This is a genomic window from Nonomuraea sp. NPDC047529 (genome assembly GCF_040642995.1).
GTDB lineage: Bacteria > Actinomycetota > Actinomycetes > Streptosporangiales > Streptosporangiaceae > Nonomuraea.
In genome coordinates, this window is sequence record NZ_JBEYTJ010000024.1 from 14,085 (window position 1) to 40,917 (window position 26,833).

The window sequence follows — 26,833 nt, forward strand, 5'->3', positions numbered from 1 at the left end:
CATGTCCCTCGACCCCGAGATCGCCGCACGGCTGAAGCGCAACGCGGACGGCCTCGTGCCCGCCGTCGCCCAGCAGCACGACACCGGCGAAGTGCTCATGATGGCCTGGATGAACGACGAGGCGCTGCATCTCACGCTCACCACCGGCCGGGCCACCTACTGGTCGCGCAGCCGCGACGAGCTGTGGGTCAAGGGCGACACCTCCGGGAACGTCCAGCACGTCAAGAGCGTGGCCCTCGACTGCGACGGCGACACGATCCTGCTCAAGGTCGACCAGGTCGGCGCGGCGTGCCACACCGGCGACCACACCTGCTTCGACGCCGGCCTGATCGGTTAGGGCCGCGAGATGGCCTCCGACAACGGGCGGCGCGAGCTGTGGGCGTGGCTGGGGCTCACCGTCCTGGGCAGCTGCCTGGTGCTGCTGGCGGCCGGCCGGGGCTGGGTGCGGGTGCTCGGCGGGCAGGCCGCCGACGCCGTGGCGCCCACCGGCGGCGACCTGAGCCCCGTGCTCACGCCGCTGGGGCTGGCGGGGCTCGCGGGCGTGGTGGCCGTGCTGGCCACCAAGGGCGCCGGGCGCAGGGTCGTCGGCGTGCTGGTCGCGCTCTGCGGCGCGGGCGCGGCGGCGGGCACGTGGTCGGCGCTGGCCTCGGCCACCGTCACCGGCTGGCTGCGCGAGCACAACGCGATGCGCGCGATGGCCGGCCTGCCCTGGGAGCCGGTGCCGGCCTGGCCGGTCGTGGCCGGGCTCGGCGCGTTCCTGCTGCTGGCCGGCGGCGTGCTGGCCGTGGCGCGCGGCGGCAGGTGGACGGGCATGTCGGGCCGCTACGAGAGGGCCGCCGCCACCAGCGGAGACGGAACCGGCGACCGGGCTGACGACCGGGGCGGCGCGGTCGCGGCCTCCGCCCGCAGGGCCCATGACGACCGCGAGCTGTGGGACGCGCTCGACCGCGGCGACGACCCGACAGAGTCCCCGGATCGCCGTTGAGGTCGGTAGTCACGAAATCTCCACGGTTCTGAACCTGTGTCTGCTTGGCAAACCTTTTCTCAATAAGCTGCCGTTGCAACTCGCCGAGAACACAAGAGGAGCCAGGCTCATGAGCTACGGGGACCAGGGCGGCAGCGGGGGCTACGGCGCGCAGCCACCCGGCGGAGGCTACGGCCAGCAGCCGCCCACCGGCGGCGGCTACGGCCAGGGCCCGGGTCACGGCCAGCAGCCCCCGAGCGGCGGCTACGGTCAGCAGCCCCCGAGCGGCGGCTACGGTCAGCAGCCCCCCAGCGGTGGCGGCTATGGCCAGCAGCCCCAGAGCGGCGGCTACAACCAGCAGCCGCCCGGCGGTTACGGCTACAACCAGCAGCCGCCGAGCTACCCCCAGGAGCCCCTCGGCTACGGGCAGCAGCCGCAGCCCCCGAGCGGCGGCTACGCCCAGCCCGGCTACGGCCAGCAGGGTTACGGCCAGCCCGGCTACGGCCAGTACGGCGCCCCCCAGCAGCCCCGCTCCACCAACGGCATGGCGGTGGCCTCGCTCATCCTCGGCATCGTCGGCCTGGTCACCTGCGGCGCGACCAGCATCGTCGGCGTCATCCTCGGTCACATCGCGCTCAACCGCATCAAGCGCACGGGGGAGGAGGGCCAGGGCATGGCGATGGGCGGCCTGGTGACCTCGTACATCATGGTCGTGCTCTTCGTGCTGCTCTTCCTGCTGTGGGGCGGGGCCCTGCTGACCCTGATCGGCCTCGGCTCGGCGGCCTCCGTCAGCGACTACTCGTGAACGGACGGGGCGCAGCGTGACGCCCCGCTTGCGGTGTGATTACGAATTGTCCGCAACGTGGGCGTTAGTCCACGTAGGGGATGCTTTCTCGCTAGGCTGCCGCGCGCAACTCGCTTCACGATGACGACATGAGGAGTCATGAGCATGAGTTACGGAAACCAGGGCGACGGTGGTTACGGCGCCCAGCCGCCCGGCGGCGGTTACGGCCAGCAGCCGCCGAGCGGTGGTGGCGGTTACGGCCAGCAGCCGCCCAGCGGTGGTGGCGGCTACGGCCAGCAGCCCCCCAGCGGTGGCGGTTACGGCGGCGGCTACGGCCAGCAGCCCCCGAGTGGCGGCGGCTACGGCGAGCAGCCCCCCGGTGGTTACGGTCAGCAGCCACCGAGCAGTGGCGGCTACGGCCAGCCCCCCGGTGGCGGTTACGGGCAGCCGCCCGGTGGTTACCCCGGTGGCGGCTACGGCCCCGGTGGCGGCGGCACCCCGCCGGACAACCAGCTGGTCCCGGCGATCCTCACCACCCTGTTCTGCTGCCTGCCCCTCGGCATCGTGGCGATCGTGAAGTCGTCGCAGGTCAACTCCAAGTGGCAGGTCGGCGACTACCAGGGCGCCATGCAGGCCGCCGAGGAGGCCAAGACCTGGTGGAAGCGCAGCCTGATCTTCGGCATCATCGCCATCGTGCTGCTCATCATCTTCTACGTGGTGGTGTTCGTCCTGCTCGCCGCCTCCACGAGCAGCTACGGCTCTTACTGACGGACGGGGACACCGAGAGCATGAACATCGCAACAACCGGGCGGCGGGGGACGAGACGGCTGAAGGGCCTGCTCGCGCCGCTCGGTGTTGCGGCCGCGGCGGGGGCCGTGTTCGGCGTGGTCGGCGTGGTCGACCCCAACCAGCCCGGCCACTACCCGACCTGCCCGTTCCTGTGGGTCACCGGCCTCTACTGCCCGGGCTGCGGCACGCTGCGCACCATCCACGCGCTGGCCCACCTCGACCCGGTGGCCGCCCTCGGGCTCAACCCGCTGGCCGTGGCCATGATCCCGTTCCTGCTGTTCTGGTGGGGGCGGTGGGTCGTACGGGCCTGGCAGGGCAGGCCGCGGCGAACCACTCTGGCGCATCCGGCGTGGCTGTGGGCCTTCATCGGGGTCGTGATGGTCTACTGGGTCGTCCGAAACCTTCCCTTCGGGGCGTTCCTCGCGCCCTAGTACGGGTCCTGTGGCGAGGTGACCCCGGTGGGGCCGATACCATCGCAGGACAAGGCCGAGAGCGGACGCGAGGCGAACTCTCTGCCACCCCCACTGTCAACCGGAGGGACCCCAAGCGCGTGAGTGAGCGGACGGAAGGACCGAGTGTCCTCGACGACATCCTCGAAGGGGTGCGCGCCGATCTCGCCGCACGTCAGCAGGCCGTGTCGATCGACGAGCTCAAGCGGCGAGCCGAGCGGGCCCAGGGGCCCCGAGACGCGATGGCCGCACTCGGGGGTGACAGGATCTCGGTGATCGCCGAGGTCAAGCGGTCGAGCCCGTCCAAGGGCGCGCTCGCCGCCATCGCCGACCCCGCCGCGCTGGCGGCCGACTACGAGGCCGGCGGGGCCCACGTGATCAGCGTGCTGACCGAGCGGCGCAAGTTCGGGGGCAGCCTGGAGGACCTGGCGGCCGTCCGCGCCCGCGTCGACATCCCCATCCTGCGTAAAGACTTCATCCTCACCTCCTACCAGCTCTGGGAGGCCCGGGCCCACGGCGCCGACCTGGCGCTGCTGATGGTCGTCTGCCTGGAGCAGGAGGCGCTGGTGTCGCTGATCGAGCGGGCCGAGTCCATCGGGCTCACCCCGCTGGTCGAGGTGCACACCGAGGAGGAGCTGGAGCGGGCGGTCGCCGCCGGGGCACGGGTCATCGGGGTCAATGCGCGTAATTTGAAGACTCTTGAGGTCGACCGTGACGTCTTCGCCAAGCTGGCGCCGAAGATTCCGGATAATGTGATCAAGATCGCCGAGTCGGGCGTGCGCGGCCCGCACGACCTGCTCGCCTACGCCAGGGGTGGCGCCGACGCCGTCCTGGTGGGGGAGAGCCTGGTCACCGGCAAGGATCCGCGCAAGGCGGTGGAGGCGCTGGTGACCGCCGGCGCTCACCCGTCGACGCGCCCCGACCACTCAGCAGAGGGATAGCAGTGGCTAACGAAGGCTCCATCCTCAGCGCCGCCGACCTCGATGGCGGCGCCGCGTACGGCAACGACCCCGACCTGCACGGCAAGTTCGGCATCTTCGGCGGCCGCTACGTGCCCGAGGCGCTCATCCCGGCGCTCGACGAGGTGGCCGCCGTCTACGAGAAGGCCAAGACCGACGCGCAGTTCCTGCGCGAGTTCGACCACCTGCTGCGCACCTACGCGGGCCGGCCGACCACGCTGACCGACGTGGCTCGCTTCAGCGAGGAGGCCGGCGGCGCGCGCGTCGTGCTCAAGCGGGAGGACCTGACCCACACGGGCGCCCACAAGATCAACAACGTGCTCGGCCAGGCGTTGCTGACCAAGCGCCTGGGCAAGAAGCGGGTGATCGCCGAGACCGGCGCCGGCCAGCACGGAGTGGCCACCGCCACCGCGGCCGCCCTGCTCGGCCTGGAGTGCGTCATCTACATGGGCGCCGTCGACTGCGAGCGCCAGGCGCTCAACGTGGCGCGGATGAAGCTGCTCGGCGCCACCGTGGTGCCGGTCCACAACGGTTCCAAGACGCTGAAGGACGCCATCAACGAGGCGTTCCGCGACTGGGTGACCAACGTCGACACCACTCACTACCTGTTCGGCACCGTCGCCGGCCCCCACCCGTTCCCCGAGATCGTGCGCGACTTCGCGCGCATCATCGGCGTCGAGGCCCGCCGCCAGATGCTGGAGCTGACCGGCAAGCTGCCCGACGCGGTGTGCGCGGCGGTCGGCGGCGGCAGCAACGCCATCGGCATCTTCCACGCCTTCATCGGCGACGAGGGCGTGGCCCTGCACGGCTACGAGGCCGCCGGTCACGGCCTGGAGAGCGGCGAGCACGCGCTCACCCTCACCGCCGGTTCGGTGGGCGTGCTGCACGGCTCGCGCACGTACGTGCTGCAGGACGACGAGGGCCAGACGATCGAGTCCCACTCGATCTCGGCCGGGCTCGACTACCCGGGCGTCGGCCCCGAGCACGCCTGGCTGAAGGACTCCGGCCGCGCCACCTACCACGGCGTCACCGACGACGAGGCCATGGCGGCGTTCGCGCTGCTGGCCAGGACCGAGGGCATCATCCCGGCCATCGAGTCCTCCCACGCGCTGGCGGGCGCGCTGAAGCTGGGCCGCGAGCTCGGTCCCGAGTCGACGATCCTGGTCAACCTGTCCGGGCGCGGCGACAAGGACATGGGCACCGCGATGAAGTACTTCAACCTCTGACGCCCTCGCCCGCGCGGCGCGGAACACCCTGAGACGGCCTGCGGCAGGGCATCATGGGTGGGACTCGACCTTCGAAACGGACAGACATGACGACTCTTCAGACGGTTTTCGCCAAGGCGAAGGCGGACAACCGGGCCGCGCTCGTCGGCTACCTGCCTGCCGGCTTCCCGTCCAAGGACGGTGCGATCGCCGCCGCCGCGGCCCTGGTCGAGGCGGGCTGCGACGTCATCGAGATCGGCCTGCCCTACTCCGACCCGCTGATGGACGGCCCGACGATCCAGGACGCGGTGCACCGCTCGCTGGTCAACGGCACCCGCATCGCCGACGTGATGCGCACGGTCGAAGGGGTCGCCGCCACGGGGGCCGCCACGCTCGTCATGACGTACTGGAACCCGATCGACCGCTACGGCGCCGACCGGTTCGCCCGCGACCTGGCCAACGCGGGCGGCGTGGGCACGATCACGCCCGACCTGACGCCGGAGGAGTCCGAGCCGTGGCGCCGGGCCTCGGCCGAGGCGGGCATCGACACGGTGTTCCTGGTGGCGCCCAGCTCCACCGAGGAGCGCATCAAGGCCGTGGTCGACTGCTGCACCGGCTTCGTCTACGCCGCCTCGTTGATGGGCGTCACGGGCGCCAGGGAGAGCGTCAACTCCGCGGCCGAGGGCCTGGTCAAGCGCACCCGCGAGCACACCGACCTGCCCGTGTGCGTGGGCCTGGGCGTCGGCACGGGCGCGCAGGCGGCCGAGGTGGCCCGCTACGCCGACGGCGTGATCGTGGGGTCGGCGTTCATCCGCCGCATCCTCGACGCGCCTGACGAGGCCGCGGGCCGTGAGTCGATCATGGCGCTGGCCGGCGACATGGCGCGCGGCGTGCGCCGCTGACCCTCATCGTGGCGAAGGCGCGTCCCCTGGGTGGGGGCGCGCCTTTTCGTCGTGCTCATCTCGGAGGCGCCGAGCGGGGTGGCGGAGGTCAGCCCAGGTCGGCGGTGGTGCGGAGGTCCAGTGTCCGGCCCACCTGGTCGAGTTCGAGTACGACGATCTCGTTCGTCCCGGCGCGCAGCAGCGGGGCCGGGACGTAGAGGGTGCGCTGCGGGCCGCGGTCCCAGTAGCGGCCCAGGCAGAAGCCGTTCACCCAGACGTACCCCTTGCCCCAGCCGGGCAGTGCCAGGAACGTGTCGGCGGGTTCGTCCACCTCCAGGAGGAAGCGGAAGAACGAGCGCGGCCCGGCGTCCGCGCCGTCGGCGAACGGCACCGCCGAGACGTCCTCCAGCGGGATCGGCCGCGCGCTCCACCCGTTCAGGTACTGCTGGTGGTGCAGCACCCCACCGGTCAGGCCCTTGCTCTCACCGGTCAGCGGCCCGTAGTTCGTCCGTCCCATCGACTCCACCAGCAGCTCCACCGTGGCGGGGCCGGACACCGACACCTCGGGCTCCTCGGCGTCGCGCTCGAACACCCCGGCGAGCCGGCCGTCCACGAGCACGTGCGCCCGGTCACGCAGCCCGGGCAGCCTCAGCCGGTACGCGCCCCGCGGCCCCGGCACCTGCCCCCGGTACAGCACCAGGCCGTGCTCCAGCCCCAGCTCCTCGAACGACGGCGGCACCGGCGCATGCGTCTCGGGCCCCGCCACCGCCTCCAGCGCCTCCAGCAGCGGCACCGACTGTACGGGCCGCAGCGTCGCCGGCGGCAGCACATCCGGGACCGGCGGCACCGCGGGCGGCTCGCCCGTGTACCGCGACAGCACCTCGCGGAAGCGCCAGAACTTCTCGGTCGGCGCCCCGCGCTCGTCGATCGGCGCGTCGTAGTCGTAGGAGGTCACGGTCGGCCGCCAGTCGCCCATCGCCCGCTCGCCGGCCTGGTTGGCGCCCGCCCGGGCGCCGAAGTTGGTGCCGCCGTGCGCCATGTACAGGTTCACCGACGCGCCGAGTTCGAGGATGCGCTCCAGGACGGCGGCCGCGTCGCCGGCGTCCCTGGTCATGTGCTTGTGGCCCCAGTGGTCGAACCAGCCGCACCAGAACTCCATGCAGAACGGCGGGTCGTCAGGCCGGTGCTCGCGCAACGCGGCGAACGCCCGGTCGGGGTCGGAGCCGAAGTTCACCGTGGCCAGCACGCCCGGCAGGGTGCCGCCGGTCAGGTACCAGTCGGCGGGGCCGTCGGAGGTGAACAGGGGCACCTCGACGCCCCGGGACGTCAGGCCGTCCGCCAGGTGGCGGAGGTAGGCCTGGTCGCTGCCGTAGGAGCCGTACTCGTTCTCCACCTGGACCATGATCACGTTGCCGCCGCGGGTCACCTGCCGCTCGGCGACCTGCGGGAGCAGCCGGTCGAAGTAGCGGTCCACGTGGCCCAGGTACTCGGGGTCGGAGGTCCTGACCCGGCCGGTGAGCCAGGTGGGCAGGCCGCCGTTGTCCCATTCGGCGCAGATGTACGGCCCCGGCCGCACGATCGCCAGCAGCCCCTCCTCGGCCGCCGCGTCCAGGAACGCGCCCAGCTCCTCCATCCGGCGGAACTCGCCCCTGCGCGGCTCGTGCAGGTTCCACGGCACGTACGTCTCGACCGTGTTCAGGCCCATCGCCCGCAGCATCGCCAGCCGGTGCCGCCACTGCCCGGGATGCACCCGGAAATAGTGCATGGCCCCCGACAACACCCTGAAGTCCGCGCCGTCGAGCCGGAACACTCCGTTCTCGACCGAGAAAACACCCATAACTCTTCCTCCGGTAGGATTTCGCGCCCCGCATCCTGGCCGAGACCGCAGGTCAGCGGCCATGGACAAACCCAGTCAATCTGTTGGACTCACCCGCGGAGACCGCATGACGCCGCCCTACGACAAGTGGATGCGCTACCTCACCCCCGGCCCCGCCCACCGGGGGCTCGGCCTGGTGTGCCTCGGCGTCGGGCGCCAGGAGGGGCGGCTGCCCACGGTCGGGCCGCGTACCCTGCAGCACCACGTCGCCGTCCTGGTCACCGCGGGCCGCGGCTGGTTCTCCCAGGCCGACGGGCCCGTCGTGGACGTCGTGGCACCGGCCGTCATCTGGCTCCTGCCCGGCGTGTCCCACCACTACGCGCCCGACGAGGCCGGCTGGGACGAGTGGTTCGTCGACTTCGCAGGCCCCTCCGCCGCCGTCTACCAGGACCTGGGCTTCGTGGACGCGGACAACCCGGTCACCCCCCTCACCACGGCCGAACCGGCCGCCCACGCCATCGGCCGCATCGCCCAGGCGTGCCGCAGGGGCGGACCGTACCTGGAGGTGGAGACCTCGGCCATCGTGCACGAGGTCCTGGTCGCCCTCAGGCGCGCCCGCGCCGACGAGGACCCGTACGGCGACCCGGTGCTGGCCGGGCTGGCCAGGGACGCCTGCCTGCCGGTGCCGGTGGCCGAGCACGCCAGGCGCCTCGGCATGCCGCTGACCGAGCTGCGCCGCGCCGTACGACGGCTGGCCGGGTGCAGCCCCAAGGACTACGTGCTGTCCATCAGGCTCAACCGGGCCAAGGATCTGCTGGCCACCACCGACCTGCCCGTGGCCGCCGTGGCCCGGCGCGTCGGCTATGCCGACCCGGCGTATTTCACCAGGTTGTTCACCCGCCGCGCCGGTCTGCCGCCCAGCGAATTCCGGACGCAGCAGTATCGTGGACTTCCTACCATGAAGTGAACGGGACTCTGTCTTAGCCGACCCTTATCCCGAGCGTGATCGGATGATGTCCCGGTACTGTGCGCATTCCCGGCGCAGAGAAAGAGGAGATCATCCGTGGTCGCGTCACAACCGTCACGCAACGGCAGAACGGCGATACCCTGGGTGACGACCGTCGCCCGGCTGATCCTGGGGGGCGTGCTGATCGCGGCGGGCGCGCTGAAGATCGGCAACCCGTCCGACTCGGTGGTCGCGGTCAAGGCGTACCAGTTGCTGCCCGAGTCGATCGCCGAGATGGTGGGCTACATCCTGCCGATCCTGGAGATCGTCGTCGGCGTGCTGCTGGTCGTCGGTCTGCTGACCAGGGTGGCCGCGGTGATCGCCGCGCTGCTCATGTTCGCCTTCGTGTTCGGCATCGCCTGGGCCTGGGCGCACGGCCTGCGGATCGACTGCGGCTGCTTCGGCGGCGGCGGCCAGCTGGAGTCAGGACAGGAGCCGGCCTATCTGCTCGACATCCTGCGCGACTTCGGCCTGGTGCTGCTCGGCGCGTGGACGGTCCGCTTCCCGCCGGGACGGTTCGCCCTCGACGGGGCGCTCGGACTGGCGGGTGCCGAGGAAACAGGTGACGAGGAACCAGGTGACGAGGAGATCGAGGATGAGCAAAGCCCAGCGCACCAAGTCTGACCGGAACATGTCGGCGCGCGACAAGATCAGAGAGCAGCAGGCCGCCGCACGCGCCCAGGAGCGGCGCAAGAAAGTGGTGACCTACACGACCGCCGCGGTGGTCGCGGTGGCCGCCGTCGGCCTCGGCGCCTGGTACACCATCAGCTCCTCCAAGTCGGAGGAGGCCGGGGCCGGGCTCGCGCCGATCACCGTGCAGCCCGACGGCAGCGCCGTGATGGCCCAGGCGGGCGTGACCCAGCCGGTGGTCGACATCTACGAGGACTTCCAGTGCCCGGTCTGCAAGGAGCTGGAGCGCGTCAGCGGCCAGACCTTCAAGAACCTGGCCGCCGAGGGCAAGGCCAAGGTCGTCTTCCATCCCATCACGATCTTCTCCAGGGAGCCGACGAAGGGCAACTCCGTGCGCGCGGCGGCGGCCGCCCGCTGCGTGGCCGACGGCAAGCAGTGGATGGCCTTCCACGACCTGATCTACAAGAACCAGCCGGCCGAGACCGTCGAGGGCTTCAAGACCGACCAGCTCGTCACGTGGGGCAAGGAGGCCGGTGTCACCTCGCCCGATTTCGAGAGTTGCGTCACGTCCCAGAAGCACGCGCCCGCCGTGCTGACCGACAGTGCGAAGATCATGGAGAAGCAGGCGATCGAGGGCACGCCCACCGTGAAGCTCAACGGCACCAGCATCGGCGAGGCGGCGTTCTCGCCGCAGCAACTTCGCGATGCGGTCACGAAGGCCGCCAAGTAGCCGCAGGCTGCGCTACCCTCACCTGACATGCCCCTAGCCTCGATTCCCAGCCCTTCCCAGGGGGTCTGGTATCTCGGAATCATCCCGATCCGGGCCTATGCACTGTGCATCGTGCTCGGCGTCGTCGTCGCCGTATGGCTGAGCGAGCGGCGTTGGGTCGCTCGCGGCGGCCAGAAAGGGACGATCATCGACATCGCCGTCCCCGCGGTGATCTTCGGCCTGATCGGCGGTCGGCTCTACCACGTCATCACCGACTGGCAGACCTACTTCGGCAGCCGTGCGATCAAGGAGCCGTACCAGGCCCTGTTCATCTGGGAGGGCGGTCTCGGCATCTGGGGCGCGATCGCGCTCGGCGGGGTCGGCGTGTGGTGGGCCGTGCGCAAGCGCGGCATCTCCATGAGCGCCGTCGCCGACACGGTCGCGCCGGGCATCGCCTTCGCGCAGGCCATCGGCCGCTGGGGCAACTGGTTCAACCAGGAGCTCTACGGCAGCCCGACCACGCTGCCGTGGGGCCTGGAGATCGACGTCGACCACGGCGGCGAGCCGGGCGTCCTGTACCACCCGACCTTCCTGTACGAGTCGCTGTGGGACGTCGCGCTCGGCTTCCTGCTCATCCTGGCGGGCAAGCGGTTCGCGCTGCGGCACGGGCGGCTGTTCGCCCTCTACGTCGCGGGCTACACGCTCGGCCGCTTCTGGATCGAGGGGCTGCGCATCGACCCGGTCGGCGGGGTCGACCACGCGGTGACCTTCCTCAGCCTGCGGCTCAACCAGTGGACGTCCATCGTGCTGTTCGTCGGCGCGCTGGTCTACCTCTGGCTGACCAGGAACAAGGACACCGAGGAGAGGGTCGTGCCGCTCGACCTGACGGTGGATCCGGCGCACGAGAGCGGCCAGGCCGACCCGGGCTCGTCCGACGCGCCGGCCGCGGTCGTGGCCGAGCGCCCGGAGGAGGACGACGGCCCGGCCACCTCGGCCGGGGACGAGCCCTCCGGCGCCGCCCCCGACACCCACGGCGACGCCGACGCCGACGCGGACGCCGAGTCCGCGACGAAGGAGACGAACCCGCGATGACCGGCGGCGCGGAGATCCACCATCGCCATCGCGACGTCAGCGGGGGCTGGTTGCGGCCCTCGGTGTTCGGCGCGATGGACGGCCTGGTGTCGAACTTCGCGCTCATCGCCGGTGTCGCGGGCGGCACCACCAGCACCAAGGTCGTCGCCCTCAGCGGCGTGGCCGGGCTGGCGGCCGGAGCCCTGTCCATGGCGGGCGGCGAGTACGTCTCCGTGGCCAGCCAGCGCGAGCTGGCCCAGGCCGAGATCGCCGTGGAGAAGCGGGAGCTCGCGGGCAACCCGGAGGCCGAGCTGGCCGAGCTGGCTCAGTCCTTCGTGGACAAGGGGGTGGAGCCCGAGCTGGCCACCGCGGTTGCCACGCAGATCTCCCGTAACCCCGAGCGGGCCCTTGAGGTCCACACCCAGAACGAGCTGGGTGTCGTTTCCGGCGCGCTGCCCTCGCCGAAGGTGGCGGCGGTGTCGTCGTTCGTGTCGTTCAGTGTGGGGGCGGTGCTGCCGCTCCTGCCGTACTTGTTCGGAGTCGAGGGGCTTACCGTGTCGGCCGTGGTGTCGTGCGCGGCGTTGTTCGGGGCGGGCGCGCTGGTGTCCGCCGTGACGGCGCGCAGCTGGTGGTACTCGGGGTTGCGTCAGCTCGTGGTGGGCGCGGTCGCGGCGGGGATCACGTTCGGGCTGGGCAAGTTGATCGGGGCGTCGGGACTGTGAGATCGGGACGACGCTCCGGGTCCGGTTCCGGCTCCGGTGGCCCTGGCGATCCCGGCGGCGCTTCCGGCACCGGCGGTTCTGCGGGCACTTCTGGCATTTATGGCGGTTCAGGTGGTGTCGGCGGCGGTGGTGTCGGCGGCGGTGGCGTCGGCCGTGGCGGCGGTGCCGCCGCAGGCGCTTCCGGTGGCGGTGCTTCCGGTGGTGGCGCTTCTGGCGTCGGTCGTTCCGGTGGCATGGGAGGAGGGCGTGGCGGGCGTGGATCGGGGTCCGGGAGGGCCCGCCGCCGTTCCGCCGCCCGCGCCGCCGAGGCCGTGCCGCCTGAGCAGCAGGTGAGCGGTGGCGAGGGGGGCCAGGACCTCTGGGCGGCCCGCCGCGCCGCCCGCCCCCAACAGCCCCCGGACGCGGGCTGGGCATCCCGCCCGTCCGCCCCCCAAGGGCCCGACACCGCATGGCCCCCGCACACCGCCCCCCAAGGACTCGACGGCCCGTGGCCCTCGCACACTGCCCCGCAGGGCCCCGATGGCCCGCGGTCCCCGCACATCGCCCCTCAGGGCTCGGACGCGCAGTGGGCAGCTCAGGGGTCGGACGCGCAGTGGGCGGCTCGCCCCGCCTCACAGGGGTCAGATGCCCAATGGCCTGCTGGTTCCGGCTCTCAGGGGTCGAACGCGCAGTGGGCCGCCGGGTCTCAGTGGTCGGATGCTCAATGGGCGGCTCAGGCCGATTCGCAGGGTTCTGATGCTCAGTGGGCGGCTCGTCCCGCCGGCGAGGCCGCCGCGCCGCGTGGGCGACGTTCGCGCGGGAGACGTTCCCAGGACGGCGCGGAGGCGTCCAGGGGCAGGCGTTCCCAGGAGGGCGGGGAAGGGGCTCACGGGCGGAGGCGTGCGTCCGACAGCGATGACGCCGTCTGGGCCGCGAGCATGGACGACCTGGCGGAGGCCGCCCGGTCGGGCCGTCGCGCCGCGGCGACGGACACCGGTGAGCAGCCCCGGCAGGGACGGCGCGGCGCCGCCGCGGACGGTGACGAGCAGGCCGACGGTTTCGGGGCCTTCGGGGCGACGGGAGCGTCGCGGCCGTCCGGGGAGCAGGCGGAGCCGGCGACCGGCTCCGGGACGCGCAAGCGGCGCCGGACGCCGCGTTCCGACTGGCAGTTCCCGGTGCTCACCGAGTGGGGCCTGCGCCCCGATCAGCAGCGGCTGATCGTCATCATCGCCACGGTCATCGGCGTCGTCGCGGGCGCGACGGGGCTGGTGGCGGTCGTCAGCTCGCTCGGCGACTACACCCCAGAGCGCCAGGCCAACGCCGCCGTCCTGGGCCCGGACGCCGCCTTCCCCGTGTCCTACCAGGGCTGGAGCTCGCCCAAGCTGTTCGCCTCCCTGGCCGACAGGAGCAAGGACAGCCGCGACCTCACCGAGAAGGAGGTGTTCGCGCAGAGCGAGCTCGCGGTCTCCAAGAAGCTCAAGCTCAAGCTCGCCGCCAAGCGCATCGACGCCGACTGCTCGGCCGCCCTGTGGGGCACGACCCTGCTGGAGAAGGTGTCCGACGCCGGCTGCCTCCAGGCGGCCCGCGGCCTGTACACCAGCTCCGACGGCCGTTACGTCGGTCAGTACACGCTGCTCAACCTCAAGGACGGCCAGTCGGCCGGCGAGCTGGTCGAATCCCTGAAGACCCTCTACCGGGGCGGCTGGGCACGCCCTCTGACGTCCTCGAAGGCGTCCTTCCCGGCGGGCGGTTACTCCGAGGGCGGCGGTTACGCGCTCGGGCACTACGTCGGGCTCGTCTGGATCGGCAAGACCGACGGCCTCGACCCCACCGCCAAGGACGACTTCGTCTCCGTCACCCTGGCGCTGCGCGGCGCGGAGAAGTCCGTCTACCGCCGGGTCGTCGCGATCACGGGACCGGCCTCGTGACCTCCGCTCACGCGGACGGGACCGCCGGAGCGCCGTCCAGGAGGTCGCGTCGTGCGGTCGTCGTGGCCGGGGTGGCCTTGGGGGTTCTGGCGGTCGCGGTGGCCGGGTGGTTGTGGCTGCGTCCGGGGGAGCCGCGGCCGGCCGCCTTCCGGGGCGAGCCCACCTCGGACTTCTACGCGGCCGTCGACTCCCGCCGGGCCGACGCCGCGCCGCTGACCGTGCAGGAGGTCTTCACCGCCCAGACCGAGACGCTCGGCTCCCTGCGGCGGCTCTCCACGCAGGAGCACGCCGACTGCGACGAGGTCCTGTGGGGCGCCTCGGCGGCCGGGTGCACGCAGGTGCTGGGGGCCGCGTACGAGGGCGGCGGGCTGGCCGGGCAGTTCGCCATCTTCAACCTGCCCGACGGGCGCGCGGCCGACGCGCTGGTGGCCGCCCTCGGCAAGGACGGCTTCGTCCGCCAGGACGCCGCGTTCGACGCCGCCCGCAGCCGTGCCCAGGCGCGTGCCATGGGCCACTACGTGACGGTGAGCTGGGCGGGCGGAACGGCCTCCGCCGACGACCTGGTCACCGCACTCGTCGCCCTCGACGGCCTCGGCCGCGTGGTCCAGAACCGCATCCTCGCCGCCACCTGACCGCCCGCTGTCTGTCCCGTCGAAGGGGTCAGGGGGTGGTCGTGGTGAGGGCGGTGACGGTGGTGGAGACGGCGGCCGGGAGGCCGGTCAGGCGGTGGAGGGGCGCTTCCAGGGGGGTCAGGTCGTCGGACCAGGGAGCGGTCTGGCGGATGAGGGCGCGGGCCTCGTTCTTGGTGAGGGCCGTGCCCTGGTCGCGGGCCGCCGCGATGAGCGCCTCCCGCCAGGTGTTGGCCAGCTTGGCGTGGCCGTTGTCGAGGATCCGGCGCAGCACCGCGTCGGCCGCTCCGGCGGGCTGCGGACGGCGTACGGCGTCGAGCGCCCCGCCCGTGCGGCGCGACTCGTAGACGGCGGACAGCGCGTCGGGCAGCGGCGGCAGGTCGGCCCCCCACACGCGTACGTGCGTGGCGCGGGTGGCGAGCAGCACGCGGGGCAGCGCGGCCTCCAACCCGGGCGGCAGCGCGACGGCCACCCGCTCGGCGGCCGCCGCGTAGGGCTTGGCCAGCCAGGTCGACAGCCGCACCCGCGGCTGGGCCGCCTCCTTGGGCCACTCGCCCACCAGCAGGTCGGCCTCGAACCCGGCCAGATCGGGCGCCGCGTGCGCGGCGGGGGCCGACTCGACCGACTGGGGGCCCTGCGTGTAGATGGCCGTGGCCTGACGGCCCAGCCGGGCGTTCACCGCCGGGCGGGTCTTGCTCGTGGGCCGCAGCAGGTAGAGATCGGCCGCCGACCCGATCGCCTCCGCCCCGAAATATCTATTGAAATCAGGGTAAATCGCCTCGTAGGTGAGGTTGAGCTCCGACAACGCCTGCTGGACCTTGAAGGCCAGCATCGGCGTACGCTCGCTGGCGCCGTACGCCACCAGCACCCGCCCGTCGTCCTTCAGGCCCTCCAGGGCGCGCGCCGCGAACAGCCCGATGCCCTCCGGCGTGTACGGCGGGTCGGTGAACGCCAGATCGTGCTCCCGGGCCGAGGCCGGCAGCCCCAGCCGCAGGTCGGCCCAGCGGGTGCGGACCCCGAGCCCCTGCTCGTCGATGTAGGCCAGGATGCGCTCGTCGACGTCGACCACCGTGACGTCGGTCTCGGGATGGACCAGCTTGACGGCCAGCGAGGTCAGGTCGTGGTCGCCGACGCACAGCAGCCGCGCCCCCGGCAGCCAGAACCGCGCCCCGAGCAGCAGCGCGCGCCGCAGCGCCGTCTCCGGCGTGGCCGAGACGTGGTCGATCACGTGGCGGGCCCGCGGCGCGCCCGCGACCAGCACGGTCAGGCGTTCGAGCGCGTCGGGGTAGTGGGGGAGCAGGTGGGCCACCGGGTCCTCGGGAGGCGGCGCCATGGCCAGCAGGTCCTGGTAGGCGGGCGTGTCGCCCGGAGCCACCCGGAACCGGTCGCCCGAGCGCTCCAGGCGCACCTCGCGCAGCAGGGCCTCGATCGTGCGCCTGGAGGTGGCGGTCTGCCTGACCAGGTCGGCCAGGGACCACCACTGGCCGTCGCACAGGAGGGTGAGGGCGTGCCGCAGCCGCCTGCCGTCGACCCCGGCCTCGGCGAGAAGGCGCTCCACCCCGTCACGATCCATGCGCCAACCCTATCGAGGGGCGGGGCCGGCTCCGGCCGTCCGCCGGGTGGGCCGGGGCCGTTCGGGAGGAGCTTCAGGGGTCTGTGAGGGCCATGGGGCGGCAGGGGTGTGACCTGGGAATTCTCATGGCCTGGTCCGGGGTTTGGGATGGCGGGTTCGGATGCTGGAACCGTGCGCAATGTTCGCAATGCGGACGCGGCGGGCACCATTCCGGCAGCGTGCGGTAATCTCTACCCACGATATGCAGCAGGGCCAACGTCGTCCCCGCCTGTAGAGCAGTTCTTGACAGACGAAGACGACGGGAGGGATTCAATGCCTGCTGCCCACCTCGGATTCCCCGAGCCTCAGGGCCTCTACCACCCCGCCAACGAGCATGATGCCTGCGGTGTCGCCATGGTCGCGGACGTCGCCGGACGCCGGGGGCACACGATCGTGGTCAAGGCGCTGACGGCGTTGTGCAATCTCGACCACAGGGGAGCCAAGGGTAGCGAGCCGGACACCGGCGACGGAGCCGGGATCCTGACGCAGATCCCCGATGGGTTCTACCGCGCGGTCGTGCCGTTCGCGCTGCCCGAGGCCGGCGCGTACGCGACCGGCATCGCCTTCCTGCCGGCCGACGAGCAGGCCAGGGGCGTCGCCACCGGCCTGATCGAGGAGATCGCGGCCGAGGAGGGCCTCACGGTGCTGGGCTGGCGGGACGTCCCCGTCGACCGCGCCCTGCCGGGCCCGAGCGCCCGCGCCGTCATGCCGCACTTCGCCCAGCTCTTCGTGGCGAGCCCCGGCGGCGAGCAGGGCCTCGACCTCGACCGGCTGGCCTTCTGCCTGCGCAAGCGGTCCGAGCACGAGGCCGACGTCTACTTCCCCTCGCTGTCGGCCCGCACGGTGGTCTACAAGGGGATGCTCACGCCCGATCAGGTCGAGCCGTTCTTCCCCGACCTGAGCGACGAGCGCTACGAGAGCGCGATCGCGTTGGTGCACTCGCGCTTCTCCACCAACACGTTCCCCAGCTGGCCGCTGGCCCACCCCTACCGGTACGTGGCGCACAACGGCGAGATCAACACCGTCAAGGGCAACCGCAACTGGATGCGGGCCCGCGAGGCGATGTTGTCCTCCGCCCACATCCCGGGCGACATCTCCAGGCTCTTCCCGATCTGCGACCCCGACGGCAGCGACACCGCCAGCTTCGACGAGGCCCTGGAGCTGCTGCACATCGGCGGCCGGAGCCTGCCGCACGCGGTGCTGATGATGATCCCCGAGGCGTGGGAGAACCACACCGAGATGGATCCGGCGCGCCGCGCCTTCTACGAGTTCCACTCCTCCCTCATGGAGGCGTGGGACGGCCCGGCCTCGATCACGTTCACCGACGGCACGCTGGCCGGGGCCGTGCTCGACCGCAACGGCCTGCGTCCGGGGCGCTTCTGGGTGACCGCCGACGGGCTGGTCGTGCTGGCCTCCGAGGCCGGCGTGCTCGACTTCCAGCCCGAGGACGTCGTCCGCAAGGGCCGCCTCCAGCCGGGCCGTATGTTCCTCATCGACACCGCCCGCGGCAAGATCATCGAGGACGACGAGATCAAGGCCGAGCTGGCCGCCGAGCTCCCGTACGAGGAGTGGCTGCACGCCGGGCTGGTCAGGTTCGAGGAGCTGCCGGCGCGCCAGCGGGAGATCCCCACGCACGAGGCGCTGGTCAAGCGGCAGCAGACCTTCGGCTACACCGAGGAAGAGCTGCGGATCATCCTGTCGCCGATGGCCAGGTCCGGTGCCGAGCCGATCGGCTCGATGGGCACCGACACGCCGGTCGCGGTGCTGAGCGAGAAGCCGCGGCTGCTGTTCGACTACTTCACGCAGCTGTTCGCGCAGGTCACCAACCCGCCGCTGGACGCCATCCGGGAAGAGCTGGTCACCTCGCTGGCCAGCGTGCTCGGCCCCGAGGGCAACCTGCTCGACCCGGGCCCGACCTCCTGCCGCCAGCTCGTGCTGCCGTACCCGGTGATCGACAACGACGAGCTCGCCAAGATCATCCACATCAACGACGAGCACGACCTGCCGGGCTTCCACCCGCACGTCATCAGCGGCCTGTACGAGGTCGCGGGCGGCGGCCAGGCGCTGCTCGGCCGCCTGGCCGAGATCAGGGCCGAGGCGTCGGCGGCCATCGCGGACGGCGCGCGCATCATCGTGCTGTCCGACCGCGGCTCCTCCGACGCGCTCGCCCCGATCCCGTCGCTGCTGCTCACCGGCGCGGTGCACCACCACCTGATCCAGGAGAAGACCCGGACCAAGATCGGGCTGGTCATCGAGACCGGTGAGGCCCGCGAGTGCCACCACATGGCGCTGCTCATCGGCTACGGCGCCGGCGCGGTCAACCCGTACCTGGCGATCGAGACCGTCGAGGACCTGGTCGACACCGGGGCGCTCCAGATCGGCAAGCACAAGGCCGTCCGCAACCTGATCAAGGCGTACGGCAAGGGCGTCATCAAGGTCATGTCCAAGATGGGCGTGTCCACGGTGGCCTCCTACACCGGCGCGCAGATCTTCGAGGCGCTCGGCCTGAGCCAGGAGGTCATCGACGCCTGCTTCACCGGCACGACGTCCCGCCTGGGCGGCGTCGGCTTCGACGTGCTGGCCGAGGAGACCGCCCAGCGCCACCGCCACGCCTACCCCCGGGCGGAGAACGCCCACCGCAGGCTCCAGGTCGGCGGCGAGTACCAGTGGCGGCGCGAGGGCGAGCCGCACCTGTTCAACCCCGAGACCGTCTTCAAGCTGCAGCACGCCACCCGCACCCGCCGCTACGAGATCTTCAAGGAGTACACGAGCCTCGTGGACTCCCAGGCCGAGCGGCTGATGACCCTGCGCGGCCTGTTCAGGCTGCGCAAGGGGCAGCCGATCCCGCTCGACGAGGTCGAGCCCGTCGAGAGCATCGTCAAGCGCTTCTCCACGGGCGCGATGTCGTACGGCTCGATCTCGATGGAGGCGCACGAGACGCTCGCCATCGCGATGAACCGGCTCGGCGGCAAGTCCAACACCGGCGAGGGCGGCGAGGACCCCGAGCGCCTGTACGACGCCACCCGCAGGTCGGCGATCAAGCAGGTGGCCTCCGGCCGGTTCGGCGTCACCAGCGAATACCTGGTCAACGCGGCCGACCTGCAGATCAAGATGGCTCAGGGGGCCAAGCCCGGCGAGGGCGGCCAGCTCCCCGGCCACAAGGTCTACCCGTGGATCGCCAAGACCCGCCACTCCACGCCCGGCGTCGGCCTCATCTCGCCGCCGCCGCACCACGACATCTACTCGATCGAGGACCTGGCCCAGCTCATCCACGACCTGAAGAACTCCAACCCGGAGGCCAGGGTCCACGTGAAGCTGGTCGCCGAGGTCGGCGTCGGCACGGTCGCGGCGGGCGTGTCCAAGGCCCACGCCGACGTGGTGCTCATCTCCGGCCACGACGGCGGCACCGGCGCCTCGCCGCTGACCTCGCTCAAGCACGCGGGCGCGCCCTGGGAGCTCGGCCTGGCCGAGACCCAGCAGACGCTGCTGCTGAACAACCTGCGCGACCGCATCGTCGTGCAGGTGGACGGCCAGCTCAAGACCGGCCGCGACGTCGTCATCGCCGCCCTGCTGGGCGCCGAGGAGTACGGCTTCGCCACCGCCCCGCTGGTCGTCTCCGGCTGCGTGATGATGCGGGTCTGCCACCTCGACACCTGCCCGGTGGGCGTGGCGACGCAGAACCCCGAGCTGCGCAAGCGCTTCAGCGGCAAGCCCGAGTTCGTGGTCAACTTCTTCGAGTTCATCGCCGAGGAGATCCGCGAGTACCTGGCCGAGCTGGGCTTCCGCACGCTCGACGAGGCGATCGGACACGTCGAGATGCTCGACACGACGGCCGCGGAGAACCACTGGAAGGCCGGCGGCCTCGACCTGTCCCCGATCCTGCACCAGCCCGACCTGCCCGAGGGCACGCCCAAGCGGCGCACCGTCGAGCAGGACCACGGCCTGGAGCACGCCCTCGACAACACCCTGATCCAGCTCGCCGAGGGCGCGCTCAAGGAGGGCACGCAGGTCACGCTGGAGCTGCCCATCCGCAACGTCAACCGCACGGTCGGCACGATGCTCGGCTACCAGGTGACCAAGCGGTACGGCGGCAAGGGCCTGCCCGACAACACCATCGACATCGGCTTCACCGGCTCGGCGGGCAACTCCTTCGGCGCGTTCCTGCCCCGCGGGATCACGCTGCGCCTGACCGGCGACGCCAACGACTACCTCGGCAAGGGCCTGTCGGGCGGGCGGATCACCGTCCGGCCGCACGAGGAGGCCCCGCTCGACGGCCACATCATCGCCGGCAACGTCGCCCTGTACGGCGCCACGTCCGGCGAGGTGTTCGTCCGCGGGGTGGTCGGCGAGCGCTTCTGCGTGCGCAACTCCGGCGCGACGGCGGTCGTCGAGGGCGTGGGCGACCACGGGTGCGAGTACATGACCGGCGGCCGGGTGGTCGTGCTCGGCCAGACCGGGCGCAACTTCGCGGCCGGCATGTCCGGCGGCGTCGCCTACCTGCTCGACCCGCGGCCCGAGCGGGTCAACCGCGAGATGGTCGCCGTCGAGACGCTGACCGAGCAGGACGGCGAGTTCCTGAAGGAGACGGTCGAGAAGCACTTCGCCGAGACCGCGTCCCCGGTGGCCAAGCAGTTGCTGGCCGACTGGGACGCCGCGCTCGCCCGGTTCGGCAAGATCATGCCGACCGACTACAAGAGGGTGCTGGAGGCCGCCGAGGCCGCCCGCGCCGAAGGCAGGGACATCGACGAGGCCGTCATGGCGGCTGCGGTTCAGGGCTAGGGAGGCGTACTCGATGGCTGACCCCAAGGGTTTTCTCACGCACGAGCGGGAGCTGCCGGCGCGCCGCCCGGTCGACGTCCGCATCAGCGACTGGCGGGAGGTCTACCAGGACTTCCCGCAGGAGAAGCTGACCAGGCAGGCGGCCCGCTGCATGGACTGCGGCATCCCGTTCTGCCACAACGGCTGCCCGCTCGGGAACCTCATCCCCGAGTGGAACGACCTCGTCCACCGCACCGACTGGCGCGAGGCGATCGAGCGGCTGCACGCCACGAACAACTTCCCGGAGTTCACCGGCAGGCTCTGCCCGGCTCCGTGCGAGGCGGCGTGCGTGCTCGGCATCAACTCCGACCCGGTGGCGATCAAGCGGGTCGAGGTCGAGATCATCGACCGCGCGTTCGCCGAGGGCTGGGTGACCCCGCAGCCGCCTCGGGTCCGCACCGGCAAGAAGGTGGCCGTGGTCGGCTCGGGCCCGGCGGGCCTGGCCGCCGCCCAGCAGCTCACCAGGGCCGGGCACGACGTGGTGGTGTTCGAGCGCGCCGACCGCGCCGGCGGCCTGCTGCGCTACGGCATCCCCGAGTTCAAGATGGAGAAGCGCCACATCGAGCGGCGCCTGGAGCAGATGCGGGCCGAGGGCACCCGGTTCCGCACCGGCGTGAACGTCGGCGTCGACGTCACCGCCGCCGAGCTGCGCGAGGAGTTCGACGCGGTGGTGCTGTCGGGCGGCGCCACCCAGTGGCGTGACCTGCCGGTCGCCGGGCGCGATCTCAAGGGCGTCCACCAGGCGATGGAGTACCTGCCGCCGGCCAACAAGGTCCAGGAGGGCGACTACGCGGTCTCGCCGATCTCGGCCGAGGGCAAGCACGTCGTGGTGATCGGCGGCGGCGACACCGGCGCCGACTGCATCGGCACCGCGATCAGGCAGGGCGCCGCGTCGGTGACCCAGCTGGAGATCATGCCGCGGCCGCCGGCCTCCCGGCCGGGCGGCCAGCCCTGGCCGACGTTCCCCATCCTGTTCAAGATGGAGAGCGCGCACGAGGAACTGGCCGACGGCGGCGGCGACCGCGTCTACGCGGTCTCCACCACCGAGTTCGTCGGCGACGAGGACGGCAACGTCAGGGCGTTGCGCCTGGTCGAGGTCGAGGGGCCGCAGAACGGCTTCAAGCCGGTCCCCGGCACCGAGCGGGAGATCCCGGCCGACCTGATCACGCTGTCCATGGGCTTCCTCGGGCCGGAGAAGGGCGCCCTGCTGGAGGACCTGGCCGAGGTCGCGGGCGAGGGCTTCTACGACGCCCGCGGCAACGTCGCCCGGGACAAGACGTACATGTCGAAGGTGGACGGCGTGTTCGTGGCCGGTGACATGGGCCGCGGGCAGTCGCTCATCGTGTGGGCCATCGCCGAGGGCCGTTCGGCCGCCTCAGGCGTCGACCGGTACCTGAGCGGGGAGACGGCGCTGCCGTACCCGATCCTGCCGACGGCGCGTCCGCTGGTCTGACCTGCGGTGAAGGGCCCCGGAGCCGGACGGCTCCGGGGCCCTTCGTCATTTGCACACTATGCACGTCTTGCAGAGTGTGCAAAGCTTGCGTAGAGTGCAACGCATGGAGAGTCCGGAGCAGCGCCGTGAGCGCCGCCGGGCCGAGAAGCGGCAGGCCATCCGGCTGGCCGCGGTGCGGCTGGCGCTCGACGAGGGCCTCGACGCCGTGACCGTCGAGGCCGTCAGCGCGGCGGCCGACATCTCGCCCCGCACGTTCTTCAACTACTTCGCCTCCAAGGAGGAGGCGCTCGTCATGGAACCGGTCTGGCGGCCGGACGACATCGTCGGCCTGCTCGGCGAACGTCCGCCCGACGAGCCCGCCTTCCAGTCGCTCAAGGCGGTGGCCCGGGAGCTCGCCGTGCGCGTGCGCCCGGTCTGGGACACCATGCAGCCGTTCATGGAGCTCAACAACCGCTATCCCGAGCTGGCCGCCAGGGCGCGCGCCGTCGACCAGACCCAGATCATGGAGACGGTCCTCGGCGCGGTCAGGGCCCGGCCCGGAGTCACGAGCGGCATCCACGCCCGGATGCTGCTCATCACCACGATCGGCGCCATGATCTCCGCCATCCAGGAGTCGGCGGCGACGGACAAGCCGGTCGAAGAACTGCTCGACGAGGCGTTCGCGCTGCTCGAACGCGGACTCTGACCCATCTAGAAGAGAAGCGGCGATCGGGGTGGCACCCCCGACCGCCGCGGATTCCTCCTGCCCTCGCGAAAGAAGCAAGGAGACAACTGAATGGTATCGACAATCGCCCAGGAGGCCGGACCGCGGCGCGGCCTCCTGCTCAGCATGGGCTCGCTCCTGCTGTGCCTGTTCCTGGCCGCCGTCGACCAGACCGTGGTGGCCACGGCCACCCCCACCATCGTGCGCGAGCTGAACGGCCTTGAGAGCGTGTCCTGGCTGGTCACGGCGTTCTCCCTGACCTCCGGCATCGTCTCGCCCCTCTACGGCAAGCTCAGCGACATGTACGGCCGCCGCCGCCTGTACCTGTCGGCCATCGCCCTGTTCCTCCTCGGCTCGGCCCTGTGCGGGCTCGCCCAGACGATGGCCCAGCTCATCGCCTTCCGCGCCTTCCAGGGCATCGGCGCCGGCGGCCTCATGGTGCTGACCCTGGCGATCTCGGCCGACATCGCCACCCCGCGCGAGCGCGCCAAGTTCCAGGGCCTGTTCGGCGCGGTGACCGGCGTGGCCGCCGTGCTCGGCCCGGTCATCGGCGGCTACCTCACCGAGCACATCTCCTGGCGCTGGATCTTCTACATCAACCTGCCGCTCGGGGCCGTCGCGCTGGCGGTCGCGTTCGCCGTGCTGCGGCTGCCGCGCCGCACCTCGCCGCACCGGATCGACTGGCCCGGGGCCGCGCTGATCTCCGGGGTGCTGACCTGCCTGACGCTGCTGGCCTCGTGGGGCGGGACGACGTACGCGTGGTCCTCGCCGGTCGTCCTCGGGCTGGGCGCGGGGGCGGTCGTGCTGACGGGGCTGTTCGTGCTGGTGGAGCGTACGGCCAAGGAGCCGGTGCTGCCGCTCGGGCTGTTCCGCGACCGTACGTTCACGATCGCCACGGTCACCATCGTGCTGGTGGCGACCGGGATGGTGGGGGCGGCCACCTTCCTGCCCCTCTACCTGCAACTGGCCGCCGGGGCCAGCGCGTCGAACTCGGGGCTGCTGCTGCTTCCGCTGATGGCGGGCCTGATCGCGTCCTCGGCCGTGGCGGGGCGGGTGGTGACCCGGATGGGGACGTACAAGTGGGTCGTGGTGACCGGGGCGGTCCTGGCGACGGTGGCCGCGTTCCTGTTCTCCACCATGGAGCTGGGGACGGGGGCGGTCACGTCCGGGCTGTACATGGTGGTGTTCGGGATCGGGCTCGGCATGGTGCTGCAGAACCTGATGCTGGCCGTCCAGGTCGCCGCGCCCGCCGCCGACCGTGGCGCGGCCACCTCGGTGGTGTCCTTCGCCAGGAACGTGGGCGGCGCCGTGGGGGTGGCCGTGCTCGGGGGCGTCTTCAGCGGCGGGCTGGGGCGGGCGGCCCTCGACTCGGGGTCCGTGGGGGCGATGCCGGAGTCGGTACGGCCGGCGTTCGCCGAGGCGATCACCGGGGTCTTCGCCTGGGTGTCGCCGATCATGCTGGTCGGCGCCGTCCTGCTGGCCTTCCTGCCGAACGTGCGCCTGCACCGCGACACCTGACGGCACAGCGGGCCCTGGGGAAGAACGCCCACGGCCCGCATAACCCCCATCGGCCGAAATTTCGTACTGAAGTTGCATCAGCCGTGGAGTGTCGGGAAGATGCAGATTCTGCGACAGTCGGTGGATGGGGGAGCAATGCGGCGAGTCGCCTCTGGCCTGACGGCGTTGGCCGTCGCCGCCGCGCTGACCGCGTGCTCGGCCGCCGCCGGCGAGCGCGCCACCTCCGGCCGGCCCGCGCAGGACGGCCCCACCGGCTCCGCGCAGGCCACCACCGGCTCCCGCACCGGCCAGAACCAGAACCTCGTCTTCTACGCCGATGGCAAGCAGAGCCAGGCACTGGAGGCCGTCAAACGCGCCGGCGGCACGGTCGTCGAGGAGGACGGCAAGCTCGGCTACGTCCTCACCGAGGGCGGCGGCGACGGCTTCGCCGAGAGCGTCGGCGCGGACCCGGCGATCGTCGGCGTCTCTCCCGACCGCCGCGTCATCGGCTCCACCTCCTCCCGAGCCGGACGCCCGACGGGCGGGGGCTTCCCCGACGCCGGATCCATGGCGGGCGCCGCCCGGGAGCCGCTGGCCCACCTCCAGTGGGACATGAAGATGATCGGCGCCGACCGGGCCAACACCAAGGTCCCCGGCAGCAGGAAGGTGCTGGTCGGCGTCATCGACACCGGCATCGACGGCAGGCACCCCGACATCGCCCCCAACTTCAACCGCGAGCTGAGCCGCAACTTCGTCACCGACAAGCCCAAGGACGAGCGCGGCGAGACCCTGGACGGCCCCTGCGAGGTCCCCTCCTGCAAGGACCCCGTGGACGAGGACGACGACGGCCACGGCACCCACGTCGCCAGCACCATCGCCTCCCCGATCAACGGCATCGGCATCGCCGGCGTCGCCCCGGGCGTGCAGCTCGTCAGCATCAGGGCCGGCCAGGACTCCGGCTTCTTCTTCCTCAAGCCCAGCCTCGACGCCCTCACCTACGCCGCCGACATCGGCGTGGACGTCGTCAACATGAGCTACTACGTCGACCCCTGGCTGTTCAACTGCGCCGCCAACAAGGCCGACACCAGGAAGCAGCAGCTCGAACAGAAGGCCGTCGTCGTCGGCATGCAGCGCGCCCTCGACTACGCCCGCGGCAAGGGCGTCACGCTCGTCTCCGCCCTCGGCAACGGCTCGACCGACCTCGGACGCCCCACGGCCGACAAGCAGAGCCCCGGCTACCCGCGCGGCGAGGAGAAGACCCGCAAGATAGACAACTCATGCATCAACGTGCCCGCCGAGTCCAAGGGTGTGATCTCGGTCTCAGCCGTCGGCCCGTCCGGACGCAAGGCCATCTACAGCGACTACGGCCTGGAGCAGACCGACGTGGCCGCCCCCGGCGGCGACGCGCTGGACGGCAAGGGCGCCGAGGCCGTCCGGTCGATCCTGGCCGCCGCCCCCGAGCACGTGCTCAAGGCCGCCGGCCGGATCGACGCCTCCGGCAAGCCCAAGGGCGCCGACGTCGTGCGCGACTGCCACAAGGGAACCTGCTCCTACTACCAGTACCTCGACGGCACCTCCATGGCCGCCCCGCACGCCACCGGCGTCGCGGCGATCCTGATCAGCCGCTTCGGCAAGCCGGGCCCCGGCGGCCTGTCCATGGACCCCGCCACCGTCGAGGACCTGCTCTACCGGACCGCCACCCACGTGGCCTGCCCCACACCTCGCGCCTACGTCTACAAGATGTACGGCGAGAGCGAGACCCACGAGTGCGAGGGCGACACAGCCAAGAACGGCTTCTACGGGCACGGCGTCGTGAACGCCTGGATGGCGGCCACCATAGAGCCATGATGTACCGCCTGCTCGCGTACGCGGTGATGGTGACGCACTTCGCCTTCCTCGCCTATGTGGCCGTGGGCGGGTTCGTGGCCTGGCGGTGGCGGCGCACGATCTACCTGCACCTCGCGGCCGTCGGCTGGGCGGTGGTGACGCTCGTCACCCGCGTGGACTGCCCGCTGACCGTCGCCGAGGACTGGGCGCGGCGCAAGGGCGGGCTGCCCGGCCTGCCGCCGAGCGGCTTCGTGGACCACTACATCCAAGGCGTGCTCTACCCTGAACAGTACGCGAACTTGGTACGGCTGGGACTCACCGTTCTCGTGTTGTTCTCCTACGTCGGGTACGTTCTCCGTCGTCAGTGACTGCCAAGTGGTCTGTACCAATTAAGGTAGGACT

At 71.7% G+C, this 26,833-nt stretch carries 24 protein-coding genes; 21 read left to right on the forward strand and 3 right to left on the reverse strand.

All coding sequences use genetic code 11. From position 1 onward, the window contains the following. Position 1 precedes the first annotated feature (1 nt). The 8 genes from hisI (at position 2) to trpA (ending at position 6,052) form a co-directional block, all read left to right on the forward strand. Entirely contained in the window at positions 2-337 is a 336-nt protein-coding gene (gene hisI, locus ABZ815_RS31645; RefSeq protein ID WP_357704361.1) for a phosphoribosyl-AMP cyclohydrolase, read from the forward strand. A gap of 9 nt (positions 338-346) precedes the next feature. Next, positions 347-985 carry a TIGR02234 family membrane protein gene (locus ABZ815_RS31650; RefSeq protein ID WP_357704363.1) on the forward strand — a complete coding sequence of 213 codons (639 nt, stop codon included), beginning with the start codon at positions 347-349 and terminating at the stop codon, positions 983-985. A gap of 109 nt (positions 986-1,094) precedes the next feature. After that, positions 1,095-1,769: a DUF4190 domain-containing protein gene (locus tag ABZ815_RS31655; RefSeq protein ID WP_357704365.1), complete on the forward strand. Its 675-nt coding sequence runs from the start codon at positions 1,095-1,097 to the stop codon at positions 1,767-1,769. Between the two features lie 144 nt (positions 1,770-1,913). After that, positions 1,914-2,516 (forward strand): CD225/dispanin family protein, encoded by a 603-nt coding sequence (locus ABZ815_RS31660; protein WP_357704367.1) that lies wholly within the window; start codon positions 1,914-1,916, stop codon positions 2,514-2,516. Between the two features lie 20 nt (positions 2,517-2,536). Further along, the gene (locus ABZ815_RS31665; protein WP_357704369.1) at positions 2,537-2,968 is read left to right on the forward strand and encodes a DUF2752 domain-containing protein; all 432 of its coding nucleotides are present in this window, start codon (positions 2,537-2,539) and stop codon (positions 2,966-2,968) included. 119 nt (positions 2,969-3,087) lie between these two features. Next, positions 3,088-3,927, forward strand: coding sequence for an indole-3-glycerol phosphate synthase TrpC (trpC, locus tag ABZ815_RS31670; RefSeq protein ID WP_125630391.1), 840 nt, complete (start codon positions 3,088-3,090; stop codon positions 3,925-3,927). A 20-nt stretch (positions 3,928-3,947) separates the two neighbouring features. Beyond that, positions 3,948-5,171: a tryptophan synthase subunit beta gene (gene trpB / locus ABZ815_RS31675; protein WP_357704625.1), complete on the forward strand. Its 1,224-nt coding sequence runs from the start codon at positions 3,948-3,950 to the stop codon at positions 5,169-5,171. A gap of 86 nt (positions 5,172-5,257) precedes the next feature. After that, positions 5,258-6,052: a tryptophan synthase subunit alpha gene (gene trpA / locus ABZ815_RS31680; protein WP_357704371.1), complete on the forward strand. Its 795-nt coding sequence runs from the start codon at positions 5,258-5,260 to the stop codon at positions 6,050-6,052. Positions 6,053-6,140: 88 nt separating this feature from the next. Here the strand turns inward: trpA and ABZ815_RS31685 are convergent, their stop codons facing one another. Then, positions 6,141-7,868, reverse strand: coding sequence for a beta-galactosidase family protein (locus ABZ815_RS31685; protein ID WP_357704373.1), 1,728 nt, complete (start codon positions 7,866-7,868; stop codon positions 6,141-6,143). Between the two features lie 106 nt (positions 7,869-7,974). Here ABZ815_RS31685 and ABZ815_RS31690 point away from each other — a divergent pair, with 106 nt between their 5' ends. From ABZ815_RS31690 to ABZ815_RS31710, 5 genes are all read left to right on the forward strand, one after another. Beyond that, a complete protein-coding gene (locus tag ABZ815_RS31690; protein ID WP_357704375.1) occupies positions 7,975-8,814 on the forward strand; it encodes a helix-turn-helix transcriptional regulator in 840 nt (279 codons plus the stop codon). A gap of 144 nt (positions 8,815-8,958) precedes the next feature. Further along, positions 8,959-9,477, forward strand: coding sequence for a MauE/DoxX family redox-associated membrane protein (locus tag ABZ815_RS31695; protein ID WP_357704377.1), 519 nt, complete (start codon positions 8,959-8,961; stop codon positions 9,475-9,477). Then, positions 9,449-10,213 (forward strand): thioredoxin domain-containing protein, encoded by a 765-nt coding sequence (locus tag ABZ815_RS31700; protein ID WP_357704379.1) that lies wholly within the window; start codon positions 9,449-9,451, stop codon positions 10,211-10,213. Before ABZ815_RS31695 ends, ABZ815_RS31700 begins: the two co-directional genes overlap by 29 nt. Positions 10,214-10,240: 27 nt before the next feature. Next, entirely contained in the window at positions 10,241-11,284 is a 1,044-nt protein-coding gene (gene lgt / locus ABZ815_RS31705) for a prolipoprotein diacylglyceryl transferase (protein ID WP_357704381.1), read from the forward strand. Beyond that, complete coding sequence (locus tag ABZ815_RS31710) at positions 11,281-11,985, forward strand: VIT1/CCC1 transporter family protein (protein WP_357704383.1); 705 nt, start codon at positions 11,281-11,283, stop codon at positions 11,983-11,985. The genes lgt and ABZ815_RS31710 overlap by 4 nt, the downstream gene beginning before the upstream one ends. Positions 11,986-12,092: 107 nt before the next feature. On the opposite strand, the gene ABZ815_RS31715 is transcribed toward ABZ815_RS31710, so the two are convergent. Further along, positions 12,093-12,419: a hypothetical protein gene (locus ABZ815_RS31715; RefSeq protein ID WP_357704385.1), complete on the reverse strand. Its 327-nt coding sequence runs from the start codon at positions 12,417-12,419 to the stop codon at positions 12,093-12,095. Positions 12,420-12,902: 483 nt separating this feature from the next. Between ABZ815_RS31715 and ABZ815_RS31720 the strand changes: the two genes are divergently transcribed. After that, positions 12,903-13,892, forward strand: a complete 990-nt coding sequence (locus ABZ815_RS31720; RefSeq protein WP_357704387.1) for a hypothetical protein — start codon at positions 12,903-12,905, stop codon at positions 13,890-13,892. Further along, positions 13,889-14,524, forward strand: coding sequence for a hypothetical protein (locus tag ABZ815_RS31725; protein ID WP_357704389.1), 636 nt, complete (start codon positions 13,889-13,891; stop codon positions 14,522-14,524). Before ABZ815_RS31720 ends, ABZ815_RS31725 begins: the two co-directional genes overlap by 4 nt. Positions 14,525-14,552: 28 nt before the next feature. On the opposite strand, the gene ABZ815_RS31730 is transcribed toward ABZ815_RS31725, so the two are convergent. After that, the gene (locus ABZ815_RS31730) at positions 14,553-16,094 is read right to left on the reverse strand and encodes a bis-aminopropyl spermidine synthase family protein (RefSeq protein ID WP_357704391.1); all 1,542 of its coding nucleotides are present in this window, start codon (positions 16,092-16,094) and stop codon (positions 14,553-14,555) included. A gap of 312 nt (positions 16,095-16,406) precedes the next feature. Between ABZ815_RS31730 and gltB the strand changes: the two genes are divergently transcribed. From gltB to ABZ815_RS31760, 6 genes are all read left to right on the forward strand, one after another. Next, positions 16,407-20,912 carry a glutamate synthase large subunit gene (gltB, locus tag ABZ815_RS31735; protein WP_357704393.1) on the forward strand — a complete coding sequence of 1,502 codons (4,506 nt, stop codon included), beginning with the start codon at positions 16,407-16,409 and terminating at the stop codon, positions 20,910-20,912. Positions 20,913-20,925: 13 nt separating this feature from the next. Then, positions 20,926-22,404 (forward strand): glutamate synthase subunit beta, encoded by a 1,479-nt coding sequence (locus ABZ815_RS31740; RefSeq protein WP_357704395.1) that lies wholly within the window; start codon positions 20,926-20,928, stop codon positions 22,402-22,404. Positions 22,405-22,507: 103 nt separating this feature from the next. Then, positions 22,508-23,089 carry a helix-turn-helix domain-containing protein gene (locus tag ABZ815_RS31745; protein ID WP_357704397.1) on the forward strand — a complete coding sequence of 194 codons (582 nt, stop codon included), beginning with the start codon at positions 22,508-22,510 and terminating at the stop codon, positions 23,087-23,089. A 90-nt stretch (positions 23,090-23,179) separates the two neighbouring features. Beyond that, the gene (locus tag ABZ815_RS31750) at positions 23,180-24,625 is read left to right on the forward strand and encodes an MDR family MFS transporter (RefSeq protein ID WP_357704399.1); all 1,446 of its coding nucleotides are present in this window, start codon (positions 23,180-23,182) and stop codon (positions 24,623-24,625) included. Between the two features lie 135 nt (positions 24,626-24,760). After that, positions 24,761-26,452: a S8 family serine peptidase gene (locus ABZ815_RS31755; RefSeq protein ID WP_357704401.1), complete on the forward strand. Its 1,692-nt coding sequence runs from the start codon at positions 24,761-24,763 to the stop codon at positions 26,450-26,452. After that, the gene (locus tag ABZ815_RS31760; RefSeq protein ID WP_357704403.1) at positions 26,449-26,799 is read left to right on the forward strand and encodes a DUF2784 domain-containing protein; all 351 of its coding nucleotides are present in this window, start codon (positions 26,449-26,451) and stop codon (positions 26,797-26,799) included. Before ABZ815_RS31755 ends, ABZ815_RS31760 begins: the two co-directional genes overlap by 4 nt. Positions 26,800-26,833 lie beyond the last annotated feature (34 nt).

Excerpts from the sequence above, each read along its gene's own strand:
- hisI (WP_357704361.1), top strand. The coding sequence starts at position 2 with ATGTCCCTCGACCCCGAGATCGCCGCACGGCTGAAGCGCAACGCGGAC.
- ABZ815_RS31650 (WP_357704363.1), top strand. The coding sequence starts at position 347 with ATGGCCTCCGACAACGGGCGGCGCGAGCTGTGGGCGTGGCTGGGGCTC.
- ABZ815_RS31655 (WP_357704365.1), top strand. The coding sequence starts at position 1,095 with ATGAGCTACGGGGACCAGGGCGGCAGCGGGGGCTACGGCGCGCAGCCA.
- ABZ815_RS31660 (WP_357704367.1), top strand. The coding sequence starts at position 1,914 with ATGAGTTACGGAAACCAGGGCGACGGTGGTTACGGCGCCCAGCCGCCC.
- ABZ815_RS31665 (WP_357704369.1), top strand. The coding sequence starts at position 2,537 with ATGAACATCGCAACAACCGGGCGGCGGGGGACGAGACGGCTGAAGGGC.
- trpA (WP_357704371.1), top strand. The coding sequence starts at position 5,258 with ATGACGACTCTTCAGACGGTTTTCGCCAAGGCGAAGGCGGACAACCGG.
- ABZ815_RS31685 (WP_357704373.1), bottom strand. The coding sequence starts at position 7,868 with ATGGGTGTTTTCTCGGTCGAGAACGGAGTGTTCCGGCTCGACGGCGCG.
- ABZ815_RS31690 (WP_357704375.1), top strand. The coding sequence starts at position 7,975 with ATGACGCCGCCCTACGACAAGTGGATGCGCTACCTCACCCCCGGCCCC.
- ABZ815_RS31700 (WP_357704379.1), top strand. The coding sequence starts at position 9,449 with ATGAGCAAAGCCCAGCGCACCAAGTCTGACCGGAACATGTCGGCGCGC.
- lgt (WP_357704381.1), top strand. The coding sequence starts at position 10,241 with ATGCCCCTAGCCTCGATTCCCAGCCCTTCCCAGGGGGTCTGGTATCTC.
- ABZ815_RS31710 (WP_357704383.1), top strand. The coding sequence starts at position 11,281 with ATGACCGGCGGCGCGGAGATCCACCATCGCCATCGCGACGTCAGCGGG.
- ABZ815_RS31720 (WP_357704387.1), top strand. The coding sequence starts at position 12,903 with ATGGACGACCTGGCGGAGGCCGCCCGGTCGGGCCGTCGCGCCGCGGCG.
- ABZ815_RS31730 (WP_357704391.1), bottom strand. The coding sequence starts at position 16,094 with ATGGATCGTGACGGGGTGGAGCGCCTTCTCGCCGAGGCCGGGGTCGAC.
- gltB (WP_357704393.1), top strand. The coding sequence starts at position 16,407 with ATGCCTGCTGCCCACCTCGGATTCCCCGAGCCTCAGGGCCTCTACCAC.
- ABZ815_RS31740 (WP_357704395.1), top strand. The coding sequence starts at position 20,926 with ATGGCTGACCCCAAGGGTTTTCTCACGCACGAGCGGGAGCTGCCGGCG.
- ABZ815_RS31745 (WP_357704397.1), top strand. The coding sequence starts at position 22,508 with ATGGAGAGTCCGGAGCAGCGCCGTGAGCGCCGCCGGGCCGAGAAGCGG.
- ABZ815_RS31750 (WP_357704399.1), top strand. The coding sequence starts at position 23,180 with ATGGTATCGACAATCGCCCAGGAGGCCGGACCGCGGCGCGGCCTCCTG.
- ABZ815_RS31755 (WP_357704401.1), top strand. The coding sequence starts at position 24,761 with ATGCGGCGAGTCGCCTCTGGCCTGACGGCGTTGGCCGTCGCCGCCGCG.
- ABZ815_RS31760 (WP_357704403.1), top strand. The coding sequence starts at position 26,449 with ATGATGTACCGCCTGCTCGCGTACGCGGTGATGGTGACGCACTTCGCC.